Genomic DNA, 19,558 nt, shown 5'->3' with positions numbered 1-19,558 from the left:
TCACCCCCATCCTAAGGGTGCGTACCACCCGGGCCGGGGGAGAAGTCGCCGCCGGGACGGGAGGACGACGCCGCACCGGTGCGGGGCGGCCGCGACGGGGCCCGAGCGGCGTCGTCCCCGGCAGCTGGGAACGGGCTGAATCGTGACCCCCGCCGGGCCCGGGTAATCTGGGGACGAAGACCGACACCCGTGTAGCACATCGGAAGGAAACCCGGGCCCCCATGGCTTCCAAGAACAACACCGCCGGTTCCTCGTCCTCGGACCAGGCCCGGGAGCGGGCACGCCAGATCGCAGACCGGCAGTCCCGCCGCTCCAACGGCAAACCCGTGGGGCTGATCGCCGCCGTCATCGCGCTGCTCGTGATCATCGCGCTGATCATCGGGGTGGTCGTGTGGCAGAACAACAGGGCAAAGATCCCCGAGGCCGGCCCCGTGCCCGCGAGCGCCAACCAGTACGGCGGCATCACGGTCACGAAGGACGGGATCGTGCAGAACAGCTCGGACGTCCAGGAACGGGACCTCTCCCAGGAGCCCGAGCCCGCCGCCACCGCGGACACCTCCAAGACGCCCCCGGGGGTCGTGGACCAGGACCAGGCTGCGAGCAACGGCAAGCCCGTGCAGGTCGTGATCTTCCAGGACTTCGAGTGCGTGCACTGCGCCGACTTCGAGAAGCAGAACGCGGACGCGATCAAGCGGGCCGTGGACGCCGGTGACGTGCAGGTGGAGTACCGCAACCTCAACTTCCTGGACCGGGCCACCCGCGATCAGTACTCGTCCCGCGCCGCCAACGCGGCCTACGTGGTGGCCGAGCAGGTCGACAGCGACCAGTACATGGAGTTCGCCCAGGAGCTGTTCAGCCACCAGGGCACCGGCGGTCTGAGCAACCAGCAGATCGCGGACATCGCCAACAAGCACGGCGCGAACGTGACGGCGGACCAGCTCGGTGAGAACACCTACCGCCCCATGGTCAACGTGATGTCCCGCGAGTCCATCAACAACGGTGTGGCCGGGACGCCCACCATCTTCATCGACGGCAAGCGCTACGAGGGAGGCAACTTCCAGGACGCGCTGAAGAAGGCGGTCGACGAGAAGAAGTGACGCGGGCAGTGCCCCGACACGACGAGAGCCCCGGTCATCCCGACCGGGGCTTTCGTCGTCCTTCCTACGGGGACGACGACGCCGTGCCCGGGTTCGGAGCCCCCTGCCGGATTCGAACCGGCGACCCTCTGTTTACAAGACAGATGCTCTGGCCATCTGAGCTAAGGAGGCACTGCTGCCCCGTGCGATCACGGGACCGCTCCATGGTACTGGACGACGCGCCGAGGGCGGGCACCCGGCGCGCGGGAACCGGCCGGGGCGGCGGGGCCCGTCATGCGGTGGCGTGCAACCTACCCATGCCGGAGGAAAACTGCTTCGATGGGGTCATGGAAATCAAGGGAAGAATGGCCGAAGCGTTCAACGACCAGATCACCATGGAGCTGCAGGCGACCGTGGTCTACCGCCAGTTGTCCATCGAGATGGACGTGGCGAGTCTGCCCGGTTTCTCGCAGTGGTTCCGCGCCCAGGCGGCCGAGGAGATCACACACGCCGAGAAGTTCATCGACCACATCGTGGACCGCGGCGGTGATCCGCAGATCGGGGACATGGCCGGTCCGAACATCGCCGACAAGTCCGTCCTCGGCTGCTTCGAGGCCGCGCTCGCGCACGAGCGCAAGGTGTCCGAATCGATCCGCAACCTGTACCGGCTGGCGCAGGAAGAAGGCGACATCGACGCGATGCCCCTGCTGCACTGGTTCATCAGCGAGCAGATCGAGGAGGAGGCCACCGTGGAGGAGATCTGCGACCAGGTGCGCCTGGTCCACAACGACGGTCCCGGCCTGTTGCGCCTGGACTCCGAACTGGGCTCCCGGCCGGTCCGGGCCGACTGAACGCACTCCGCGCCCGGTCCGGGCGACCCCGAGAACACTCGAACACGCCCGAACACGCAAGAACCGGCCCCGCTCGAGCGGGGCCGGTTCTTCATGTCCGGCGGGTACTACTCCTGGGTGATCTCCACGTCCGCCTGCTCCTCGCGGCCGAAGGCCCACAACAGCAGCTCGGACGGTTCACCGCGCACGAGTTCCACGCGCCGGGCGGACTTCTTGCCGCCGCGCACCGCACCGAAACCGCCCGCGAGCAGCACCACGGACTCGGACTTCTTGCGCAGCAGCGCCGGGCCCATGAGCTTGAGCACGTTCCACAGGTCCTTCTGCTCGTCGTTGAGCAATTGCCGGGCGTGCCATTGGGGCTGCGCGCGGCGGACGTCCTCGTGGTGGATGAAGAACTCCCCGGTGTTCATGCGCTTGTCGATCGGGGACCAGCGACCCGGGGAGTAGAGCGGGGGGCGCTCCACGAGGTCCACGAGCTTCTCCCACGACATCTCCCGGTAGTCGGCGTCCACCGACTTGGCGTGGCGCCCGAGCACGGGCAGTTTGGGGGAGAGCATCCCGGCGACCGCGTCCGGACGGGAATCACGGATGACCAGGTGGATCGCGAGGTCCCGGGCGTCCCAGCCCTCGCACAGGGTGGGGGCGTCCGGCCCCACACGGCGCAGCAGCGCGGCAAGATGACGACGTTCGACATTGGCGAAGTTGGTCACGTGAACATCCATTCTGTGGGGTGGACCGTCACGTCCACGGTAGACGGGCGCGGCGGTGATTGCCACCGCCGCGCACGCTCACGAGGCCGGGTCCGCCGCGTTGAACTGCGCCCGGTAGAGGTTGGCGTAGGCGCCGTCCGCCTCGATCAGCTCGTCGTGGGAACCCTGCTCCACGATCCGCCCCGACTCCATGACGATGATCGTGTCCGCGTCCCGGATGGTGGAGAGCCGGTGGGCAATCACGAAGGACGTGCGGCGCTCCCGCAGCGCGGCCATGGCCTTCTGCACGAGCAGCTCCGTGCGGGTGTCCACCGCGGAGGTCGCCTCGTCCAGGATGAGCAGGGACGGTTGGGCCAGGAACGCCCGGGCGATCGTGATCAGCTGCTTCTCACCGGCCGAGACCGAGGAGCCGTCCTCCGAGATCACGGTGTCGTACCCGTCCGGCAGGGCGCGCACGAAACGGTCCACGTACGTGGCGCGCGCAGCGGCCAGTACCTCCTCGTCCGTGGCGTCCTGGCGGCCGTAACGGATGTTCTCCCGGATGGTGCCGCTGAACAGCCACGCGTCCTGGAGCACCATGCCCACCTGCGAACGCAGTTCGTGGCGGGAGAGGTCCCGGATGTCGATCCCGTCCAGGCTGATCCGGCCCGCGTCGATCTCGTAGAAGCGCAGGATGAGGTTCACGAGCGTGGTCTTCCCGGCGCCCGTGGGTCCGACGATCGCCACGGTGCGCCCCGGGGCCACGTGCAGGCACATGTCCTCGATCAGGGGCTCGGCACCCCGGGCCAGGGCGGCCTTGTCGTAGGAGAAGTCCACGTGGTCGAAGCGCACCTCACCGCGCAGCGTGCCCGGCAGATGGGAGGTGGGGGTCTCCGGTTCCTGTTCGGGGGCGTCGAGCAGTTCGAAGGTCCGTTCCGCGGAGGCGATGCCGGACTGCAACTGGGTGGCCATGCCCGCGACCTGGGACAGCGGCTGGGTGAATTCCCGGGAGTACTGGATGAACGCGGTGGCGTCCCCCAGGGTCAGCTGGCCCGTGGCCACGCGCAGTCCGCCCAGTACGGCGATGCCCACGTAGGACAAGTAGGAGATGAACTGCATGACCGGCATGATCGTCCCGGACATGAACTGCGCCCCGAACGCCGCCCGGTACAGTTCCTCGTTGCGCGCGTCGAACTGTTGCTGCATCTGGCGTTGCCGGCCGTACGCGTGCACGAGCTCGTGGCCCGAGAACGATTCCTCGATGTGCCCGTTGAGCTGTCCCGTGGCGTGCCACTGCTGTTTGAACAACCGCTGGGAGCGGGTACCGATGACCCCCGCGGCCACAGCGGACAGCGGCAGTGCCACGAGCGCGACGAGCGCCAACTGCCACGAGACGATGAACATCATGACCACGATGCCGAGCACGGTCAGCACGTTCTGCACGAGCTGCGCGAAGGTCTGTTGCAGCGCCGTCTGGATGTTGTCCACGTCGTTGGTCACGCGGGACATCACGTCCCCGCGCTGGCGCGTGTCGAAGTAGCTCAGGGGCAGGGCGTTGACCTTGCGCTCGACCTCCTCGCGCAGGTCGTACACGACCCGCATGACCACGCGGTTGAGCACGTAACCCTGCAGCCACATGAGCACCGAGGCCACGGTGTACATGCCGAGCACCACGAGGATGAGGGTGCCCAGCCGCGTGAAGTCCACGCCCTGTCCCGGGACGAGCGTCATGGCGGACATCATGTCCGCGAGCGTGTCCTGGCCCTGCGCGCGCAGCCCGGCCTCGACCTGTTGCTGGCTCGCGCCCGCCGGCAGGGATCTGCCGACGACGCCGGCGAAGATCACGTCCATGGCGCGTCCCAGCACGCGCGGGGCCCACACCGTGAGCACCACGGACAGCACGACGGCCGCGACGACGACGGCGAGCGCCGCCTTGTGCGGGGCCATGAGCTTCACGAGCCGCCCGGCCGAGGCCCAGAAGCGCTGCGGCTTCCGGACCGGTTCCTGTGTCTCGCTCACCGTTCGCCTCCCGTGGTCTGTTCGGCCGAGAGCTGGGACGTGACGATCTCCCGGTAGGTCTCGCTCGCGGCCACGAGCTCCTCGTGGGTACCGCGCGCGATGATCCGACCGTGCTCGAGGACCAGGATGAGGTCCGCGCCCGTGATGGTGGAGACGCGCTGGGCCACCGTGATCACGGTGGCGTCCCGGGTCACGGGGCGCAGGGCGGCGCGCAACCGGGCGTCGGTCGCGACGTCGAGCGCGGAGAACGAGTCATCGAAGACGTAGACCCGGGGGCGGGCCACGAGGGCGCGGGCGATGCTGAGCCGCTGGCGCTGACCCCCGGACACGTTGGTCCCACCCTGGGACACGGGCGCGTCCAGACCCTCGGGCATCTCGCGGACGAAGTCGTCCGCCTGGGCCACGCGCAGGGCCTCCCACAACTCGTCGTCGGTGGCGTCCGCGCGGCCGAAGCGCAGGTTGGACGCCACGGTCCCGGAGAAGAGGAACGGTCGCTGCGGGACGAGACCCACCCGGCCGGCGAGGTCGTCCGGGGCGTAGTCGCGCAGGTCCACCCCGTCCAACAACACCCGGCCCGCCACGGGATCGAGCAAGCGGGGGATCAGGCTGATGAGCGTGCTCTTGCCGGAACCCGTGGCCCCGACCACGGCCACGGTGCGCCCCGGTTCCGCCGCGAAGTCGATCCCGGACAGCACGGGGTCCTCCGCGCCGGGGTACTGGAACGTGACGTCCTCGAAGCGGACGTGGCCCACGGCGCGGGGTGCTACGGCCGGGCGCTGCGGCGGGTGCATGGTGGGACGGGTGTCGAGCACCTCCCCGATCCGCTCGGCGCACACGACTGCGCGCGGGACCATCATGAACATGAACGTGGCCATCATGACGGCCATGAGGATCTGCAGCATGTACTGCAGGAACGCGGTCAGCGCACCGACCTGGATCTGACCCTGGTCCACGCGGTGGCCGCCGAACCACAGCACGGCCGCGGTGGCCAGGTGCATGACCATGTTGATCACGGGGAACATCAGTACGAACAGCGCACCGATGCGCAGGGAGATGTCCGTGAGGTCCTGGTTCGCGCTGCGGAAGCGGGCGGTCTCGAACGGTTCCTTGACGAAGGCGCGGATCACCCGGATGCCCGTGATCTGCTCTCGCAGCACCCCGTTGATCCCGTCGATGCGTTCCTGCATGATCCGGAACCACGGCATCAGCCGGGAGACCACGAGACCCAGCAGCACGCCCATCACGGGGATGGACACCCACACGAGCCACGAGAGCCCCGGGTCCTCCCGCAGGGCCATGACGATCCCGCCCACGCACATGATGGGCGCCATGACCATGAAGTTCAGCCCCATGAGGGTGAGCATCTGGATCTGCTGGACGTCGTTGGTGTTGCGCGTGATCAGCGACGGCGCCCCGAACCTCCCGACCTCGCGCGCGCTGAACTGCCCGACGCGGCGGTAGACGTCCCGGCGCAGGTCCCGGCCCACACCGATCGCCGTGCGGGCGCCGCACCACACCGCGATGACGGCGGCGATCACCTGGGCGAAGGCCACGGCGAGCATCACGGCACCGGTGCGCCAGATGTAGTCGGTGTCCCCGCGGGCCACACCGTTGTCGATGATCCGGGCGTTGAGGCTCGGGAGGTAGAGCGTGGCGATCGTGGCCGCCAGTTGGAACACGAGAACGCCCACGACCCATGGGATGTAGGGGCGCGTGAACGTGCGTAACAAACGCAGCAGCATGACGGTCGATCCTGACGTCGAGCACGGAGGGAGCCGAATACGCGCCCAATATACGCGCGGGCCGGGACACGCTGAACGGACCGGGGCACCCCGGGCTATCCGGGCGTCACGCGCTAAAGTTTCGGTGCACCGAAACTTGCCGTGCCACGCGGTGCGCGGGACGGTGGACATGAGTAGGAGGCCACCATGACGTCGGGCAATCCAGCGCCGCAGGACGCGACCGGTGCGGGGGGTACGACGTCGCGGGCGTCGTCGCGCGGGACCGCCGCCGCACTCGGGCCGGCCTTCGTGGCCGCGATCGCGTACGTGGACCCCGGCAATGTGGCCGCGAACGTGAGTGCGGGGGCGGGGTACGGATACCTGCTCGTGTGGGTGCTCGTGCTCGCCAACCTCATGGCCATGGTCATCCAGTACCTCTCCGCCAAGCTCGGGATCGTCACGGGGTTGTCCCTGCCGCAGGTCGTGGGCGGTTCGCTGCCGCCCGGTACCCGGGTGCTGTACTGGGCCCAGGCCCAGCTCATGGCGATCGCCACGGACGTCGCGGAGGTGATCGGCGGGGCGCTCGCATTGTGGTTGCTGTTCGGCATCCCGTTGCCCCTGGGCGGGGTGATCGTGGCCGCGCTGTCCATGCTCGTGCTCGCGCTCCAGAACCACCGCGGTCAGCGCGTGTTCGAGACCGTGATCCTGGGGATGCTCGGGATCATCACGGTGGGGTTTCTCGGGGGACTCGTGGTGGGCCCGCCCGATCCGCGGGGTGTGCTCGACGGTCTGGTACCGCGGCTGGAGGGCTTCGAGTCCTTGGTGATCGCGGCGGGGATGCTGGGTGCCACCGTGATGCCCCACGCGATCTACATCCACTCCGCACTGAGTCGGGACCGTCACGGCATGGGCCACGCCCCCGAGCGCGTCTCCCAACTCCTGCGCGCGACCCGCGTGGACGTGGTGCTGGCACTCGTGGTGGCCGGTGCGGTGAACATAGGGATGCTCCTGCTCGCGGCCAGGAACCTCTACGGCGTGGAGGGCACGGACACGATCGAGGGTGCGCAGCACGCGATCTCCGACGCGCTCGGGCCCACCGTGGGGGTCGTCTTCTCCCTGGGGTTGCTGGCCTCCGGGCTCGCCTCCACCGCAGTGGGTGCGTACGCGGGGGACGTGGTCACGGCGGGTCTGTTGCGGTGGCGCATCCCGCTGCTCGCGCGGCGGCTGATCACGGTGATCCCCGCCGTCGTGATCCTGGCGCTCGGCGCGAAACCCACTGCAGCCTTGGTCGGGAGTCAAGTGGTGCTGAGCTTCGGGATCGCGTTCGCGCTCATCCCCCTGGTGCGCGCCACGGGCAGGGCCTCCCTCATGGGCCGCTTCCGCAACGGCCCGGTGCTCGCGGCCATCGGGTGGGTGAGCGCCGCGATCGTTGTGGTGCTGAACGTGGTCCTGCTCGTCATGGGCGTGGGAAATGTGGGTTAGGGGCTAGCAAAACCACATAAACAGACATAAGCTCACATCACACAGGGGTTTCACCGCCGACACCCCGGTCCGTGAGGTGAAGATGTTCGCTGCAGAACGCCACGAGGAGATCACACGCACCGTGAGCCACGAGCGCCGTGTCAACGGTGCGGAACTGGCGAAACGGTTCGGTGTGACCATGGAGACGATCCGCCGGGATCTCGCCGTGCTCGAGTCCCAGGGGAACCTGCGCCGTGTGCACGGCGGTGCCGTGTCCGTGGACCAGTCGACGAGCGGGGAACAGGGGATGGACTCCCGATCGCGCCTCGCGGCCGATGAGAAACGGGCCATCGCCCGCAAGGCCCTCGAGGTACTCGAACATGCCGAGGCCGGTGCCGTGGTCCTGGATGCCGGCACCACGGTCGAGGCGCTCGCGGACCTGTTGCTGGCCCGGGACAACCACCTGCCCGGCGGGCAGGAACAGCTGATCATCACCCACGCCCTGCACATCGCGGCGAAACTCGCGGACGCCGAGGGTGTGGGGCTCGAGCTCGTGGGTGGGCGGATCCGCAAACTCACGTGGGCGGCCACCGGCTCGCGGGCCGCCCAGCACTACGACCAGTTGCGCCCGGACCTCGCGTTCGTGGGCTGCAACGGCGCCCACGCCTCCTTCGGGCTGTCCACCCCGGACCCCATCGAGGCCGTGGTCAAGGCGACGATCGTGCAGGCCGCGCGCCGCGTCGTCGTCCTGTGCGATGCGAGCAAGCAGGACCAGGAGACCCTCACGCGCTTCTGCTCGCTCGAACAGATCGACACCTTCATCACCGACCGCGCTCCCGTGGGGGAGCTGGCCCAAGCCCTCGAAGACGCCGACGTGGAAGTGGTTCTCGCATGATCATCACCGTGACCCTCAACCCCTCCGTGGACCGCACCGTGGACCTGCCCGGCCCGCTGGCCCGCGGTCGCGTGCAGCGCGCGAGCGACACCCGCCAGGACCCCGGGGGCAAGGGTGTGAACATCTCGCGCGCGCTGGCCGCGAGCGGTGTGGAGACTGTGGCCGTGGTCCCGGGGGACGGCACCGATCCGCTGTTCACCGCGCTCGACGCCGCGGGGGTGCGCTACGACAGCGTGTCCATCGGTGCGCCCGTGCGATCCAACATCACCGTGACCGAACCGGACGGGACCACGACCAAGATCAACGAGCCCGGCCCCCCGCTGGACGAGCACACCGTGGATCGGATCGTGGAACGGATCGTCTCGCGCGGCGCAGGTGCGCAGTGGCTCGTGTTCGCGGGGTCCGTGCCGCCCGGGCCCGCCCCGGACGTCTACGCCGTGCTGGCCGCCCGCGTGAGCGGCGCGCTCGGTGCGGCCGCGCCGTCGTTCGCGCTGGACACCTCCGGGGACGTGCTGCGCGCGGCTCTCGCCCCGGGTGTCACCGTCCTGCCGGACGTGATCAAACCCAACGGCCACGAACTCGCGGAGCTGCTGGGCCGCACCGACGGCGATGCGCTCGAGGCCGATCCGCGCGCCGCAGCGGACGCCGGGCGGGAGCTCGTGGCCCGCGGCGTGGGGGCCGTGCTGTGCACTCTGGGCGGCAACGGTGCCGTGCTCGTGACGCCCGAGGGCGCGTGGCACGCCGTGCACGAACCCGTCACGGTGCGCTCGACCGTGGGCGCCGGCGACAGCGCCCTGACCGGGTACCTCGTGGCCGCCCAGCGCGGGGAGGCGCCGGCCGAACGCCTGCGCCGGGCCGTGGCCCACGGCTCCGCCGCCGCCGCCCTGCCCGGGACGCAGATGCCCACGGTCGCGCAGACCACGCCCGACGCCGTGCGGGTCACGCAGCTGACGTCCGCACGGCAAAGCGCCGCGACACCGGACGTCCCGACGCCGAACCCACCGACCCCGGCCGCGCCCCGCGAGACGCAGCCCCGGACCTGATCCACCCACCGCCCCGTAGCCAAGGAGCACCGACATGTCAGATCTGATCAATCCCGGCCTGGTCCTGTTGGACCGGGACCTGGGCGAGTCCACGGAGAGTGTGATCCGTGCACTCGCGGCCACCGTCCACCGGGAGGGCCGCGCGAGCACCGCGGATTCCCTCGCCGCGGACGCCCTGGCCCGGGAGGCCAAGAACGCCACCGGGATCCCGGGCGGGATCGGCATCCCGCACTGCCGCTCCGAGGCCGTCACGCAGGCCACCCTGGTCATGGCGCGGCTCGCCCCCGCCGTGGACTTCGGGGCCAAGGACGGACCGGCGGACATCGTCTTCTTCATCGCCGCACCGGCCGGCGCCGACCAGGAGCACCTCAAGCTGCTGTCCAAGCTCGCACGTTCCCTCATGAAGAAGCCCTTCGTGGCGTCCCTGCGCGCAGCGCAGTCGCCGGAGGAGGTCGTGGACATCGTGGACACGGCCCTCGGTCTCGCTCCGCAGCCGGACGACGCCGCTGCGGCACCCACCGCGGCGACCGGAACCGCGGCCGCGGGATCCTCCGCCGCGACCGGTCCCGCCGCGACCGGTGCCGACGGGTCCGCTGCCACGGGAACCGGCGGTGCCGCTGCCGACGCAGCCGTAGCTGGTGCGAGCGGTGCGACCGCGGCGTCGAACGCCGGGACGCAGGCACCCACCGGAACGCACGCGCCGCTGACCGAATCCGCGACGTCGACGGCGCCCGATGACGCGGGCGCCCGGGGTCCGCGCAGGCTCGTGGCCGTCACGGCGTGCCCCACGGGTATCGCCCACACCTACATGGCCGCGGACGCGCTCGCGAACACCGCCCAGGAGATGGGGGTGGACCTGCAGGTCGAGACCCAGGGCTCCTCGGGTGCCACGCGCCTGGACCCGGCCGTGATCGGACAGGCGGAGGCCGTGATCTTCGCGACCGACGTGGACGTGCGGGAGCGCTCTCGGTTCGCGGGTCTGCCGTACATCGCGTCCGCGGTCAAGCGCGGGATCGACGAGCCCCGCGAGATGATCCAGGAGGCCCTCGAGGCCGCGGACGATCCCCGCGCGCCCAAGGTCACGGGCGACGGTGGAGAGGTCTCCTCCGCCGTGACCGGAAGCGAGGGGTGGGGCACGCGGATCCGTAAGGCCGTGATGACGGGTGTCAGTTACATGATCCCGTTCGTGGCCGCGGGCGGTCTGCTCATGGCGATCGCGTTCATGATCGCGGACCCGGTGCTCGTGGCCGAACAGGCGGATGACATCCTGGCCACCGCGACCCTGGGCAACCTGGGGGACGTGTCCCTGGCCATGTACCTGGGCGCCGTGCTGTTCAAGACCGGCAACCTGGCGATCAGCCTGTTGGTCCCCGCACTCGCGGGTTACATCGCCTACGGGCTCGCGGACCGGCCGGGCATCGCCCCCGGCTTCGCGGCCGGCCTGGTGGCCAACTACATGGGCGCGGGCTTCCTCGGCGGCATCGTGGGTGGCCTGCTGGCCGGGATCTTCGCGTACTGGTTGACGCTGCCCCGACTGCCCCGTTGGCTCGGGTCGCTCATGCCCGTGGTCATCATCCCGCTGCTCGCCACGCTGTTCGCGGGCGGGTTGCTGTTCCTGTTGATCGGTGGGCCCATCGCCGCGTTCATGACGTGGCTCACGGGTGCGCTGACCGGGATGAGCGGCGCCTCGGCCGTGACGCTGGGCGCGGTGCTCGGTCTGATGATGTGCTCGGACCTGGGCGGTCCCATCAACAAGGTGGCCTACTCGTTCGCCGTGGCCGGCCTGGGTGCCGCGACCGTGACCAACACCGCACCGCAGGAGATCATGGCCACCGTGATCGCCGCGGGCATGGTGCCCCCGCTGGGCATGGCGCTCGCCTCGACCGTGCTGGGTCGCAAGTACTTCACCGCCGCCGAGCGGGAGAACGGCAAGACCTCGTGGCTGCTCGGCGCGTCCTTCATCTCCGAGGGTGCCATCCCGTTCGCCGCGGCCGATCCGCTGCGCGTGATCCCCGCCTCGATGGCCGGTGGCGTGATCACCGGCGCGCTGACCATGGCGTGGGGCGTGACCTCCGCCGCACCCCACGGTGGGATCTGGATCCTGCCGGTCGTGGACGGGCGCTGGGGCTTCGTGGCCGCCATCCTGGCGGGCACCGTGGTGACCGCCGTGCTGGTCACCCTGTTCAAGCGCATCGGCAACGTGAAGAAGCACGTGGGCGAGGTCCCCGGGGTTCCGCAGACACAACAAACCGTGGAAGTGTGAGACATCATGACTGACAACGACGTGATGGGTGCCGCGCAGCAGCGCGTGGAACTGCGCGGTGTGGGGGTCAGCCCCGGGCGTGTCATCGCCCCCGTGGTGCACATGGCCCTCGCCGTGAGCGAGCCGCCCGAGGGTGACCCGCTCACCGGGGACGCCGAGGCCGCGATCGACCGCCTCAAGGCCGCCGCGCTCGCGGTCAAGGCGGAGCTCAAGGAACGGGCCGCACGGGCCCGATCGGAATCCGCCGCGGAGGTGCTCAAGGCCACATCCCTCATGGCGGGGGACAAGGCCCTGATCAAGAACGCGGGCAAGCTCGTGACCGATCAACAGCTCAGCCCCGAGCGTGCCCTGTGGCAAGCTGCCACCGCGTACGCGGACCAGATGCGGGCCATGGGTGGCTACATGGCCGAACGCGCCGCGGACATCGAGGACGTCCGCGCGCGCGTCGTCGCCCAGTTGCGCGGGGAGGACGCCCCGGGCGTGCCCCAGCGCAAGGAGCCGTTCGTGCTCGCGGCCGAGGACCTCGCACCGGCGGACACCGCGGTGCTGGACCCGGACGTCGTCGTGGCGCTCGTGACGGCTTCCGGTGGACCCCAGTCCCACACCGCGATCCTCGCGCGCAACCTGGGGCTGCCGGCCGCCGTGGCCGTCGAGGGGATCCTCGAGATCCCCGCCGGGACGCCCGTGTTCGTGGACGGGGCCGAGGGCGGCGTCGTCGCGGCACCCGGCGATCAGGAGCGCGAGGCGGTGACCGCGTGGCAGCGCGCGGCCGCGCAACTCGCGTCCTTCGACGGCCGGGGCGCACTCGCGGACGGCACCGAGGTCCCGTTGCTCGCCAACGTGGGCACCGGCGACGACGCCCGCGCGGCCGCCGAGGCCGGCGCCCAGGGCGTGGGGTTGCTGCGCACCGAGTTCTGCTTCCTGGGCCGGGACAGCGAACCCACCGTGGCCGAGCAGACCCAGGCGTACGCCGAGATCTTCGCGGCGTTCGAGGGCAAGAAGGTGGTCGTGCGCACGCTCGACGCCGGGGCGGACAAGCCCCTGCCCTTCCTCACGGACACCACCGAGCCCAACCCCGCGCTCGGCGTGCGCGGCTACCGCACCGACTGGACCACCCCGGGCGTACTGCAGCGCCAGCTCGAGGCGATCGCCGCGGCGGCCCGGGAGACCGGTGCGCACGTGTGGGTCATGGCGCCCATGATCGCCACCGCGGACGAGGCCGCCCGGTTCCACGAGCTCGCGAGCGCCGAAGGACTCGAGGTGACGGGCGTCATGGTCGAGACCCCCGCCGCCGCCATCACCGCCGAGCAGATCCTCGAGCGCGTGGACTTCGTGTCGCTCGGGACCAACGACCTCACGCAGTACACGATGGCCGCGGACCGGATGCTCGGCGCACTGGCCGAGTTGAACTCCCCGTGGCAACCGGCCGTCCTGCGGATGATCGAGCGCACCGCGGCGGGTGCCCGAACGGCGTCGTCCGCGTCCGGTGCGCCCAAGAACGTGGGTGTGTGCGGCGAGGCCGCCGCGGACCCCGCGCTCGCCGTGGTGCTCGTGGGCCTCGGCGTGGACACCCTGTCCATGAGTGCCCGCTCGCTCGCCGCGGTCGCCGCCGTGCTCGCGCGCGTGGACACCGCGCAGGCCGAGCGACTGGCCGCGCTCGCGGTGTCCGCCACGAGCGCGCGCGAGGCCAAGGAGGCCGTGCGGGCCCAGCTGCCCGTGCTGCACGAACTGGGGCTGTGACCCCGCCCGAACCATCGCCACCCGAACCGACCCAGCAAGGAGCTGACATGTCAGAACGCATTGCCACCGTGGCCTCCCGAGTGGGGCTGCACGCCCGGCCCGCCGCGATCTTCGCGGAGGCCGCCGGCGAGTACGAGAACCTGGAGATCACCATTCGCGCCGAGGGCGAGGACGCCGAGGAGGGCATGGACGCGTCCTCGGTGCTGTCCCTGATGTCCCTGGGCGCGGCCCACGGGGACAAGGTGGTCCTCGCGGCCGACGGCGACGGCGCCGAGGAAGCCCTCGAGCACCTCGCCTCGATCATCGAGACGGACCTCGACGCCGAGTGATCCTCACCACCGCCGACGCCGGGCGCCCCTGTGTGGGCACCCGGCGTCGGCGCTTTCCCGGGGGGTGATCGTCTCATTCCGGTGACCGGGGTCGGGGCCCAGGGCGAGGAGTACGGTGAATCGCATGGTGCGGTTTCTCATTCTGACCGGTCTGGTCGTGGCCACGATTGCCACGGTTCTCGCAGCGGTCTTCGGTCCCTGGGGATGGTGGATCCTCGCAGTCATCTTCTTCCTGCTGTTGCTCGTGGGCATCCGCGATGCGACGCAGCGCAGGCATTCGATCCTGCGCAACTTCCCCGTGCTCGGGCACGCGCGGTTCTTCATGGAGAAGATCCGCCCCGAGATCCAGCAGTACTTCATCGAGCGCAACTACGACGGCAAGCCGTTCAACCGTGACCAGCGCTCGCTCGTGTACTCGCGGGCCAAGGGCTTCAAGGGCGACAAGGCGTTCGGCACCGAGCTCAACGTGAACGAACCGGGCTACGAGTATTTCGTCCAGTCCGTGGCGCCCAAGGCGGCCCCGGAGAGCGAGCACCGCGTGCGCCTGGGCGGGCCGGACTGCAAGCAGCCGTACGACGCCTCGCTGCTGAACATCTCCTCCATGAGCTTCGGCTCCCTGTCCAAGAACGCCGTGCTCGCCATGAACAAGGGCGCGGCCATGGGCGGGTTCGCGCAGGAGACCGGTGAGGGCGGGCTGACCAAGTACCACCTCGCCCACGACGCCGACATTATTTGGGAGTTCGGTTCCGGGTACTTCGGCACGCGTGACGAGAACGGCAACTTCGACCCGGAGGCCTTTCGCAAGAAGTCCAACCTGCCGCAGGTCAAGGCCATCAACATCAAGCTCTCCCAGGGCGCCAAGCCGGGCCTGGGCGGCGTGCTGCCGGGCTCCAAGGTGACCGAGGAGATCGCGGAGGCGCGCATGGTCCCCGTGGGCCAGACCTGCATCTCCCCGGCCAGCCACTCGGCGTTCACCACGCCGCGCGGTCTGATCCAGTTCGTGGCCCATCTGCGGGAACTGTCCAACGGCAAGCCGATCGGCTTCAAGCTGTGCGTGGGCTCGCGCGTGGAGTTCCTGGCCATCTGCAAGGCCATGATCGAGGAGAAGGTCACCCCGGACTTCATCATCGTGGACGGTTCCGAGGGCGGCACCGGCGCCGCACCGCTCGAGTACCAGGACCACGTGGGCACCCCGCTCGTGGAGGGTCTGATCCTGGTGCACAACGCGCTCGTGGGTGCGGGACTGCGGGACCGGATCAAGATCGGCGCCGCCGGGAAGATCACCTCGGGCCACGACATCGTGCGCCACATCATCCAGGGTGCTGACTTCTGCATGAGCGCGCGCGCCATGATGATGGCCGTGGGCTGCATCCAGGCTCAGGCGTGCCACACCAACAAGTGCCCCGTGGGCGTGACCACGCAGAACCCCAAGCTCTACAAGGCCCTCGACATCGAGGACAAGGGTGACCGCGTGGAGCGTTACCACCGCCTGACCGTGGAGGAAGCGGGCCAGATCATCTCCACCATGGGCTGCGAGCACCCCGAGGAGCTCACGCGTCAGATGCTGCGCCGCAAGGTCACGGCCACCCAGAGCATCTCGTACGAGACCCTTTACCGCTGGCTCACGCCGGGCGAGCTGTTCGAGGGCGTCGAAGGCGGTTGGGGTGAGGACTGGGATTACGCCGATCCGGACAAGTTCACCCCGGGTCACCCGGGCAAGTACGTGTTCAAGGGCCGCAGCCCGCTGGAACCCGGCGACGTCATGCCGGCGGATGATCGCGAGCCGGCGCTGTCCGGTGCCCCCGGCGGCGAGCGCGGTACCGAGTCCGCCACGCCGCGCACGAGCGGGCCATCTGCGGGGCAGGCCTCCGAGGCGAACCCCGGGCAGCCCACCGCGGGCACGAGCCGGCGTCCCGAGGGGCAGCCTGGCAACGCGGCCGGTGCCCAGCACACGACGAGCGACCCGTCCCCGGACTCCGATCACGTGGACCCCTCCGACGACTCACGCACCCGCAACCCCGGGCTCGCCTGAGCCCAAGGGATACCATGTGAGGCGGTGCCGCGACAGCGCGGCACCGCCTCACGTCGTCAGTGCCCCCTGTACAGGATTGAGAGAGCCTTGCGAGAATTCACGGCACGTTTTGCCACCGATCAGGAAATCGCCGAGTGGGACTCCCACGTCACGGCCAACCCCTCGGGCGGCAACCTGTTGCAGTCGGAGGCGTTCGCGCTGGTCAAGAAGGACCACGGGTGGAAGCCGCAGTACGTGGTGTACGAACCCACGGACGGTTCGCAGCCCAGTTACAACCTGGTGCTCGAGAAGTCCGTGCCCGCCCTGGGCAGGCTGTGGTACATGATCAAGGGCCCGGACGTGGCGAGCGTGGACGACATCCCCGGCATCGTGGCGGCCAACGAGCGCTTCGTGGCGGGTCCCGCGCGCGGCGTGTTCGCGATCAAGTACGAACCCGAGATCGTGGCCTCCGACTACGCCGCGGGCGTGATGGCGCGCAGTGGACTCGTGAAGTCCTTCGAGATTCAGCCCAACGACTCCACCGCCGTGCTGGACACGGACATGGACGAGAAGGCCCTGCTCAAGTCCCTGCACTCGCGGGGTCGCAACGCGGTGCGCCGTGCGACCCGCGAGGGCTGCGAGGTGGACCAGGTCCCGCTCACGGAGGAGAACATGCGCGCGATGTACGCGCTCATGGATTCCGTGGGTCAGGGTCACGCCAAGGTGACCCTGCGTTCCTACGAGTACTACCGGGCGTTCTGGAACAATTTCGCCGATCGCGGTCAGGGCCGGCTCTACTTCACGTACGAGGACGGCAAGCCCTCGGTGGGTGCCTACGTGATCTCCTACGGGCGCAAGGGCACCTACAAGGACGGCGGCTCCAAGCCGCGGCGCAAGCAGTACGGGGACTCGCACCTCGTGCAGTGGAGCGCCATCACGGACCTGAAGCAGGACCACGAGATCACCCAGTACGACTTCTGCGGGACCCCGCCCTCCGACCAGCTCAAGAACAAGGAGCACCCCTACTACGGTCTGGGGTTGTTCAAGACGAGCTTCACCAAGACTGTCGTGGATTACGTGGGCGTTTGGGATCAGCCACTCAGCCGCGCGAAATACGCTGTGTGGAACAACGTGGCGGAGAAGGTACAGCGCCAGTTGTGGGTGCGCCGCACGGGTCAGCCCTTCTACTGACCGGCGGCCGCGGCCCCTCCACCCGGCCCCCGCTCGCCCGCAGGCGAGGACGTGGGCGAGCACGGGCGCGCGAGCGGATGCGTGTGGGCCGCACCCCAGCACACAGGAGTCGAACAGTGCCTGCGGTGGCAGGGAAGGGTGATCCCACGTGAGCGTGAGCGAGCAATTGACGCGTCTGGCGCACCAGGGCTACCCGTCCTCGGGTGAGAGCACGGGCCCGCACGCGGTGGACGGTGAACCGTTCGGTCCCGCCGGGGACACCGCGCTGCGCGACGCGGTGCAGCACACGAGTCCGGGGCGTCGTACGCGTTACGCAACGCGCCCCACCGAGGAACAGGCCGCCCGGGCGGAACTGCGTAGCGCGCCCGTGCACACCGACACCCGGACGACGTCGCAGCTGCGGGTCCCCGGCGTCCGTCCCCGCAGCGCCGGGCACGGTCCCGCGACCGGCACCGGAACGCCGCAGGTCTCCTCCCTGCCCGTCCTCACACCGGGCCAGATCGCCGCCGACCGCGCGGGCCAGGGGCACCGGGCGGCGGTTCCCGCGGCACTGACCGAACCCATCAGCAGTCCGTCCCGGCGCGGTACCACCCCCGCGAGTTCGCCCGTGGAGCGGCCGGAGACCGTGGCCCACGAACCGGCACCGGCGACCACCGCGATCTCGCGGGGCGTGTACCCGGCCACCCGGGTCAAACCGTCGCGCGCGCCCAAGGCCCTGTTGCGGTCCCTCGTGCAGGGGGACGCCGCGCCCACCGCGCCCATGCGGGTCGTGGACCGGCTCACCGCCACGCCGTTCCAGCACCTGCGCAAGTTCGGGGACAGTACGGACCGTCAGGCCCGGCGCACCCTGAACTTCGCGCTGCGCCTGGCCGAGACCATGTTCCACTACGGCGCGGACGCGCTGGACGTGGAGAACGCGATCATCGCGGTGTGCGCCACGTACGGGGTCGAGAACCTGGACGTGGACATCACCAACCAGTCCGTGACCATCAACTACGTCGCCGAGACCACCACCACGGGCAAGCTCACCGCCGCGGGGGAGGCCCCTCGCCCGACCACCGAGGACGGCGGGTCCTCCGCCCACCCCGCGACCGCTCTGGCGGGCACGCCCGGGACCACGGGCGAGCAGCGCGGGTCCTCGGCACCGCGCACCGGGCAGGACCCGTGGGGGGATTCCTCGACCTCGAGCCACACCGTGATGCGCGTGGTGCGCTCGTGGACCGACAACTACTCGGGTCTCGCGGACTCCCACCAGCTCGTGACCCGGATCATCGAGGGCAACACGCCCCTGCGGGACGCCGAACGGGAACTCGCCCGGATCAACGCCCGGCCCAAGCCCTATCCCAAGTGGGTCGTGTGGCTCGCCACGGTGATCGCGGCGGGGACCATCACGCTGGCCATCGGCGGCAGTCCGGCCGGTGCGCTCGTGGCCGTGGTCTCCTCCGTGGTGGTGCAGTCCGTCACGGCCAAGCTCGGTGCGTGGCGGATCCCGGAGTTCTTCTCCCTCGCGGCCAACGCCCTGGTGGTCACGCTCGGTGCCCTGCTGATCTCGGCCGTGGGGGTGGAGGTGTCCCCGCCCAGGGTCATCGCCGGTGGGATCATCATGTTGTTGCCCACCACCCGCATGGTCTCCACCATGCAGGACGCGATCAACGGGTTCCCCGTGACCGCCGCCGGCCGATTACTCTCCACCGCCATGGCGTTCCTGGGGATCGTGGCCGGGATCGCCCTGGGGATCACACTGTCCGCGCACCTGGGGGTGCCGCGGATCGACGTCTCCCAATCGGTGTTCACACCGGCTGCGGCCGTGACCAACACGGTGTTCATGCTGATCTCCACCGCCCTGATCGCGATCACCATGCAGGCCAAACCCCGCCACCTGCTGCCCACCGTGGTGGCCGCGCTGGTCGGGCTCGCGATCTACCACGGGATCGGCAGTTTCGATCCCAGTACCCGGCTGGCCACGGGCGTGGGGGCCGTGGCGAGCGGTTGCGTGGCCGCGCTGCTCGCGGCGAAGGCCAAGATCCCGCAGGCGATCCTGGCGATCCCCGCGATGACCTACCTGCTGCCCGGACTGAGTTTGTTCCGCGGGATGTACGCGATCACCGTGGAGAACGAGACCACGGGGGAGGGCATCACGGGACTGCTCAACGCCATGGCGTCGATCGTGCTGCTCGCCGCGGGCGTGGTGCTCGCCAAGTACCTCATGCGCCCGTTCATCGAGCGGATGCAGTACCTCTCACAGCGGCGCAACCGCCGCCGCTGACCG

The 19,558-nt window shown here is 69.9% G+C and carries 14 protein-coding genes and 1 tRNA gene; 11 read left to right on the top strand and 4 right to left on the bottom strand.

Annotation, left to right across the window (positions count from 1 at the left end; translation table 11 throughout):
• Positions 1 to 221: 221 nt before the first annotated feature.
• Positions 222 to 1,097 carry a DsbA family protein gene (locus AS25_RS07315; RefSeq protein WP_052160791.1) on the top strand — a complete coding sequence of 292 codons (876 nt, stop codon included), beginning with the start codon at positions 222 to 224 and terminating at the stop codon, positions 1,095 to 1,097.
• Between the two features lie 97 nt (positions 1,098 to 1,194).
• Here the strand turns inward: AS25_RS07315 and AS25_RS07310 are convergent.
• Positions 1,195 to 1,268 (bottom strand) — tRNA-Thr (locus tag AS25_RS07310).
• Positions 1,269 to 1,393: 125 nt separating this feature from the next.
• Here AS25_RS07310 and AS25_RS07305 point away from each other — a divergent pair.
• On the top strand, positions 1,394 to 1,927 hold the full coding sequence (locus tag AS25_RS07305; RefSeq protein ID WP_172644422.1) for a ferritin: 534 nt from the start codon (positions 1,394 to 1,396) through the stop codon (positions 1,925 to 1,927).
• A gap of 107 nt (positions 1,928 to 2,034) precedes the next feature.
• Here AS25_RS07305 and AS25_RS07300 read toward each other — a convergent pair whose 3' ends face one another.
• The 3 genes from AS25_RS07300 to AS25_RS07290 form a co-directional block, all read right to left on the bottom strand.
• The gene (locus AS25_RS07300; protein ID WP_035963827.1) at positions 2,035 to 2,637 is read right to left on the bottom strand and encodes a TIGR03085 family metal-binding protein; all 603 of its coding nucleotides are present in this window, start codon (positions 2,635 to 2,637) and stop codon (positions 2,035 to 2,037) included.
• Positions 2,638 to 2,715: 78 nt separating this feature from the next.
• Complete coding sequence (locus AS25_RS07295) at positions 2,716 to 4,635, bottom strand: ABC transporter ATP-binding protein (protein ID WP_035963825.1); 1,920 nt, start codon at positions 4,633 to 4,635, stop codon at positions 2,716 to 2,718.
• Positions 4,632 to 6,377, bottom strand: a complete 1,746-nt coding sequence (locus tag AS25_RS07290; protein WP_035963820.1) for an ABC transporter ATP-binding protein — start codon at positions 6,375 to 6,377, stop codon at positions 4,632 to 4,634. The genes AS25_RS07295 and AS25_RS07290 overlap by 4 nt, the downstream gene beginning before the upstream one ends.
• Before the next feature lie 186 nt (positions 6,378 to 6,563).
• Here AS25_RS07290 and AS25_RS07285 point away from each other — a divergent pair, with 186 nt between their 5' ends.
• The 9 genes from AS25_RS07285 to AS25_RS07245 all read left to right on the top strand — a co-directional run bounded on the left by AS25_RS07285 (position 6,564) and on the right by AS25_RS07245 (position 19,555).
• On the top strand, positions 6,564 to 7,838 hold the full coding sequence (locus tag AS25_RS07285; RefSeq protein ID WP_084118065.1) for an Nramp family divalent metal transporter: 1,275 nt from the start codon (positions 6,564 to 6,566) through the stop codon (positions 7,836 to 7,838).
• An 82-nt stretch (positions 7,839 to 7,920) separates the two neighbouring features.
• Complete coding sequence (locus AS25_RS07280) at positions 7,921 to 8,712, top strand: DeoR/GlpR family DNA-binding transcription regulator (RefSeq protein ID WP_035963819.1); 792 nt, start codon at positions 7,921 to 7,923, stop codon at positions 8,710 to 8,712.
• Positions 8,709 to 9,755, top strand: coding sequence for a 1-phosphofructokinase family hexose kinase (locus tag AS25_RS07275; RefSeq protein ID WP_084118064.1), 1,047 nt, complete (start codon positions 8,709 to 8,711; stop codon positions 9,753 to 9,755). Before AS25_RS07280 ends, AS25_RS07275 begins: the two co-directional genes overlap by 4 nt.
• Before the next feature lie 34 nt (positions 9,756 to 9,789).
• Complete coding sequence (locus tag AS25_RS07270; RefSeq protein ID WP_035963818.1) at positions 9,790 to 12,018, top strand: PTS fructose transporter subunit IIABC; 2,229 nt, start codon at positions 9,790 to 9,792, stop codon at positions 12,016 to 12,018.
• Positions 12,019 to 12,024: 6 nt separating this feature from the next.
• Complete coding sequence (gene ptsP, locus AS25_RS07265) at positions 12,025 to 13,758, top strand: phosphoenolpyruvate--protein phosphotransferase (protein WP_253270509.1); 1,734 nt, start codon at positions 12,025 to 12,027, stop codon at positions 13,756 to 13,758.
• Positions 13,759 to 13,805: 47 nt separating this feature from the next.
• A complete protein-coding gene (locus AS25_RS07260) occupies positions 13,806 to 14,087 on the top strand; it encodes an HPr family phosphocarrier protein (RefSeq protein ID WP_035963817.1) in 282 nt (93 codons plus the stop codon).
• A gap of 124 nt (positions 14,088 to 14,211) precedes the next feature.
• Entirely contained in the window at positions 14,212 to 16,119 is a 1,908-nt protein-coding gene (locus AS25_RS07255) for an FMN-binding glutamate synthase family protein (RefSeq protein WP_035963816.1), read from the top strand.
• A gap of 87 nt (positions 16,120 to 16,206) precedes the next feature.
• Complete coding sequence (locus AS25_RS07250) at positions 16,207 to 17,289, top strand: lipid II:glycine glycyltransferase FemX (protein ID WP_035963815.1); 1,083 nt, start codon at positions 16,207 to 16,209, stop codon at positions 17,287 to 17,289.
• A gap of 148 nt (positions 17,290 to 17,437) precedes the next feature.
• Positions 17,438 to 19,555 carry a threonine/serine exporter family protein gene (locus AS25_RS07245; RefSeq protein ID WP_035963813.1) on the top strand — a complete coding sequence of 706 codons (2,118 nt, stop codon included), beginning with the start codon at positions 17,438 to 17,440 and terminating at the stop codon, positions 19,553 to 19,555.
• Positions 19,556 to 19,558: the final 3 nt, after the last annotated feature.

The sequence above is a fragment of the Kocuria marina genome (assembly GCF_000786655.1).
Classification (GTDB): domain Bacteria; phylum Actinomycetota; class Actinomycetes; order Actinomycetales; family Micrococcaceae; genus Kocuria; species Kocuria marina_A.
The sequence above is the reverse complement of the archived record's forward strand: the minus strand, read 5'-3'. Positions and strand labels throughout refer to the sequence as shown.

Excerpts from the sequence above, each read along its gene's own strand:
- AS25_RS07315 (WP_052160791.1), top strand. The coding sequence starts at position 222 with ATGGCTTCCAAGAACAACACCGCCGGTTCCTCGTCCTCGGACCAGGCC.
- AS25_RS07305 (WP_172644422.1), top strand. The coding sequence starts at position 1,394 with ATGCCGGAGGAAAACTGCTTCGATGGGGTCATGGAAATCAAGGGAAGA.
- AS25_RS07290 (WP_035963820.1), bottom strand. The coding sequence starts at position 6,377 with ATGCTGCTGCGTTTGTTACGCACGTTCACGCGCCCCTACATCCCATGG.
- AS25_RS07285 (WP_084118065.1), top strand. The coding sequence starts at position 6,564 with ATGACGTCGGGCAATCCAGCGCCGCAGGACGCGACCGGTGCGGGGGGT.
- AS25_RS07280 (WP_035963819.1), top strand. The coding sequence starts at position 7,921 with ATGTTCGCTGCAGAACGCCACGAGGAGATCACACGCACCGTGAGCCAC.
- AS25_RS07275 (WP_084118064.1), top strand. The coding sequence starts at position 8,709 with ATGATCATCACCGTGACCCTCAACCCCTCCGTGGACCGCACCGTGGAC.
- AS25_RS07270 (WP_035963818.1), top strand. The coding sequence starts at position 9,790 with ATGTCAGATCTGATCAATCCCGGCCTGGTCCTGTTGGACCGGGACCTG.
- ptsP (WP_253270509.1), top strand. The coding sequence starts at position 12,025 with ATGACTGACAACGACGTGATGGGTGCCGCGCAGCAGCGCGTGGAACTG.
- AS25_RS07260 (WP_035963817.1), top strand. The coding sequence starts at position 13,806 with ATGTCAGAACGCATTGCCACCGTGGCCTCCCGAGTGGGGCTGCACGCC.
- AS25_RS07255 (WP_035963816.1), top strand. The coding sequence starts at position 14,212 with ATGGTGCGGTTTCTCATTCTGACCGGTCTGGTCGTGGCCACGATTGCC.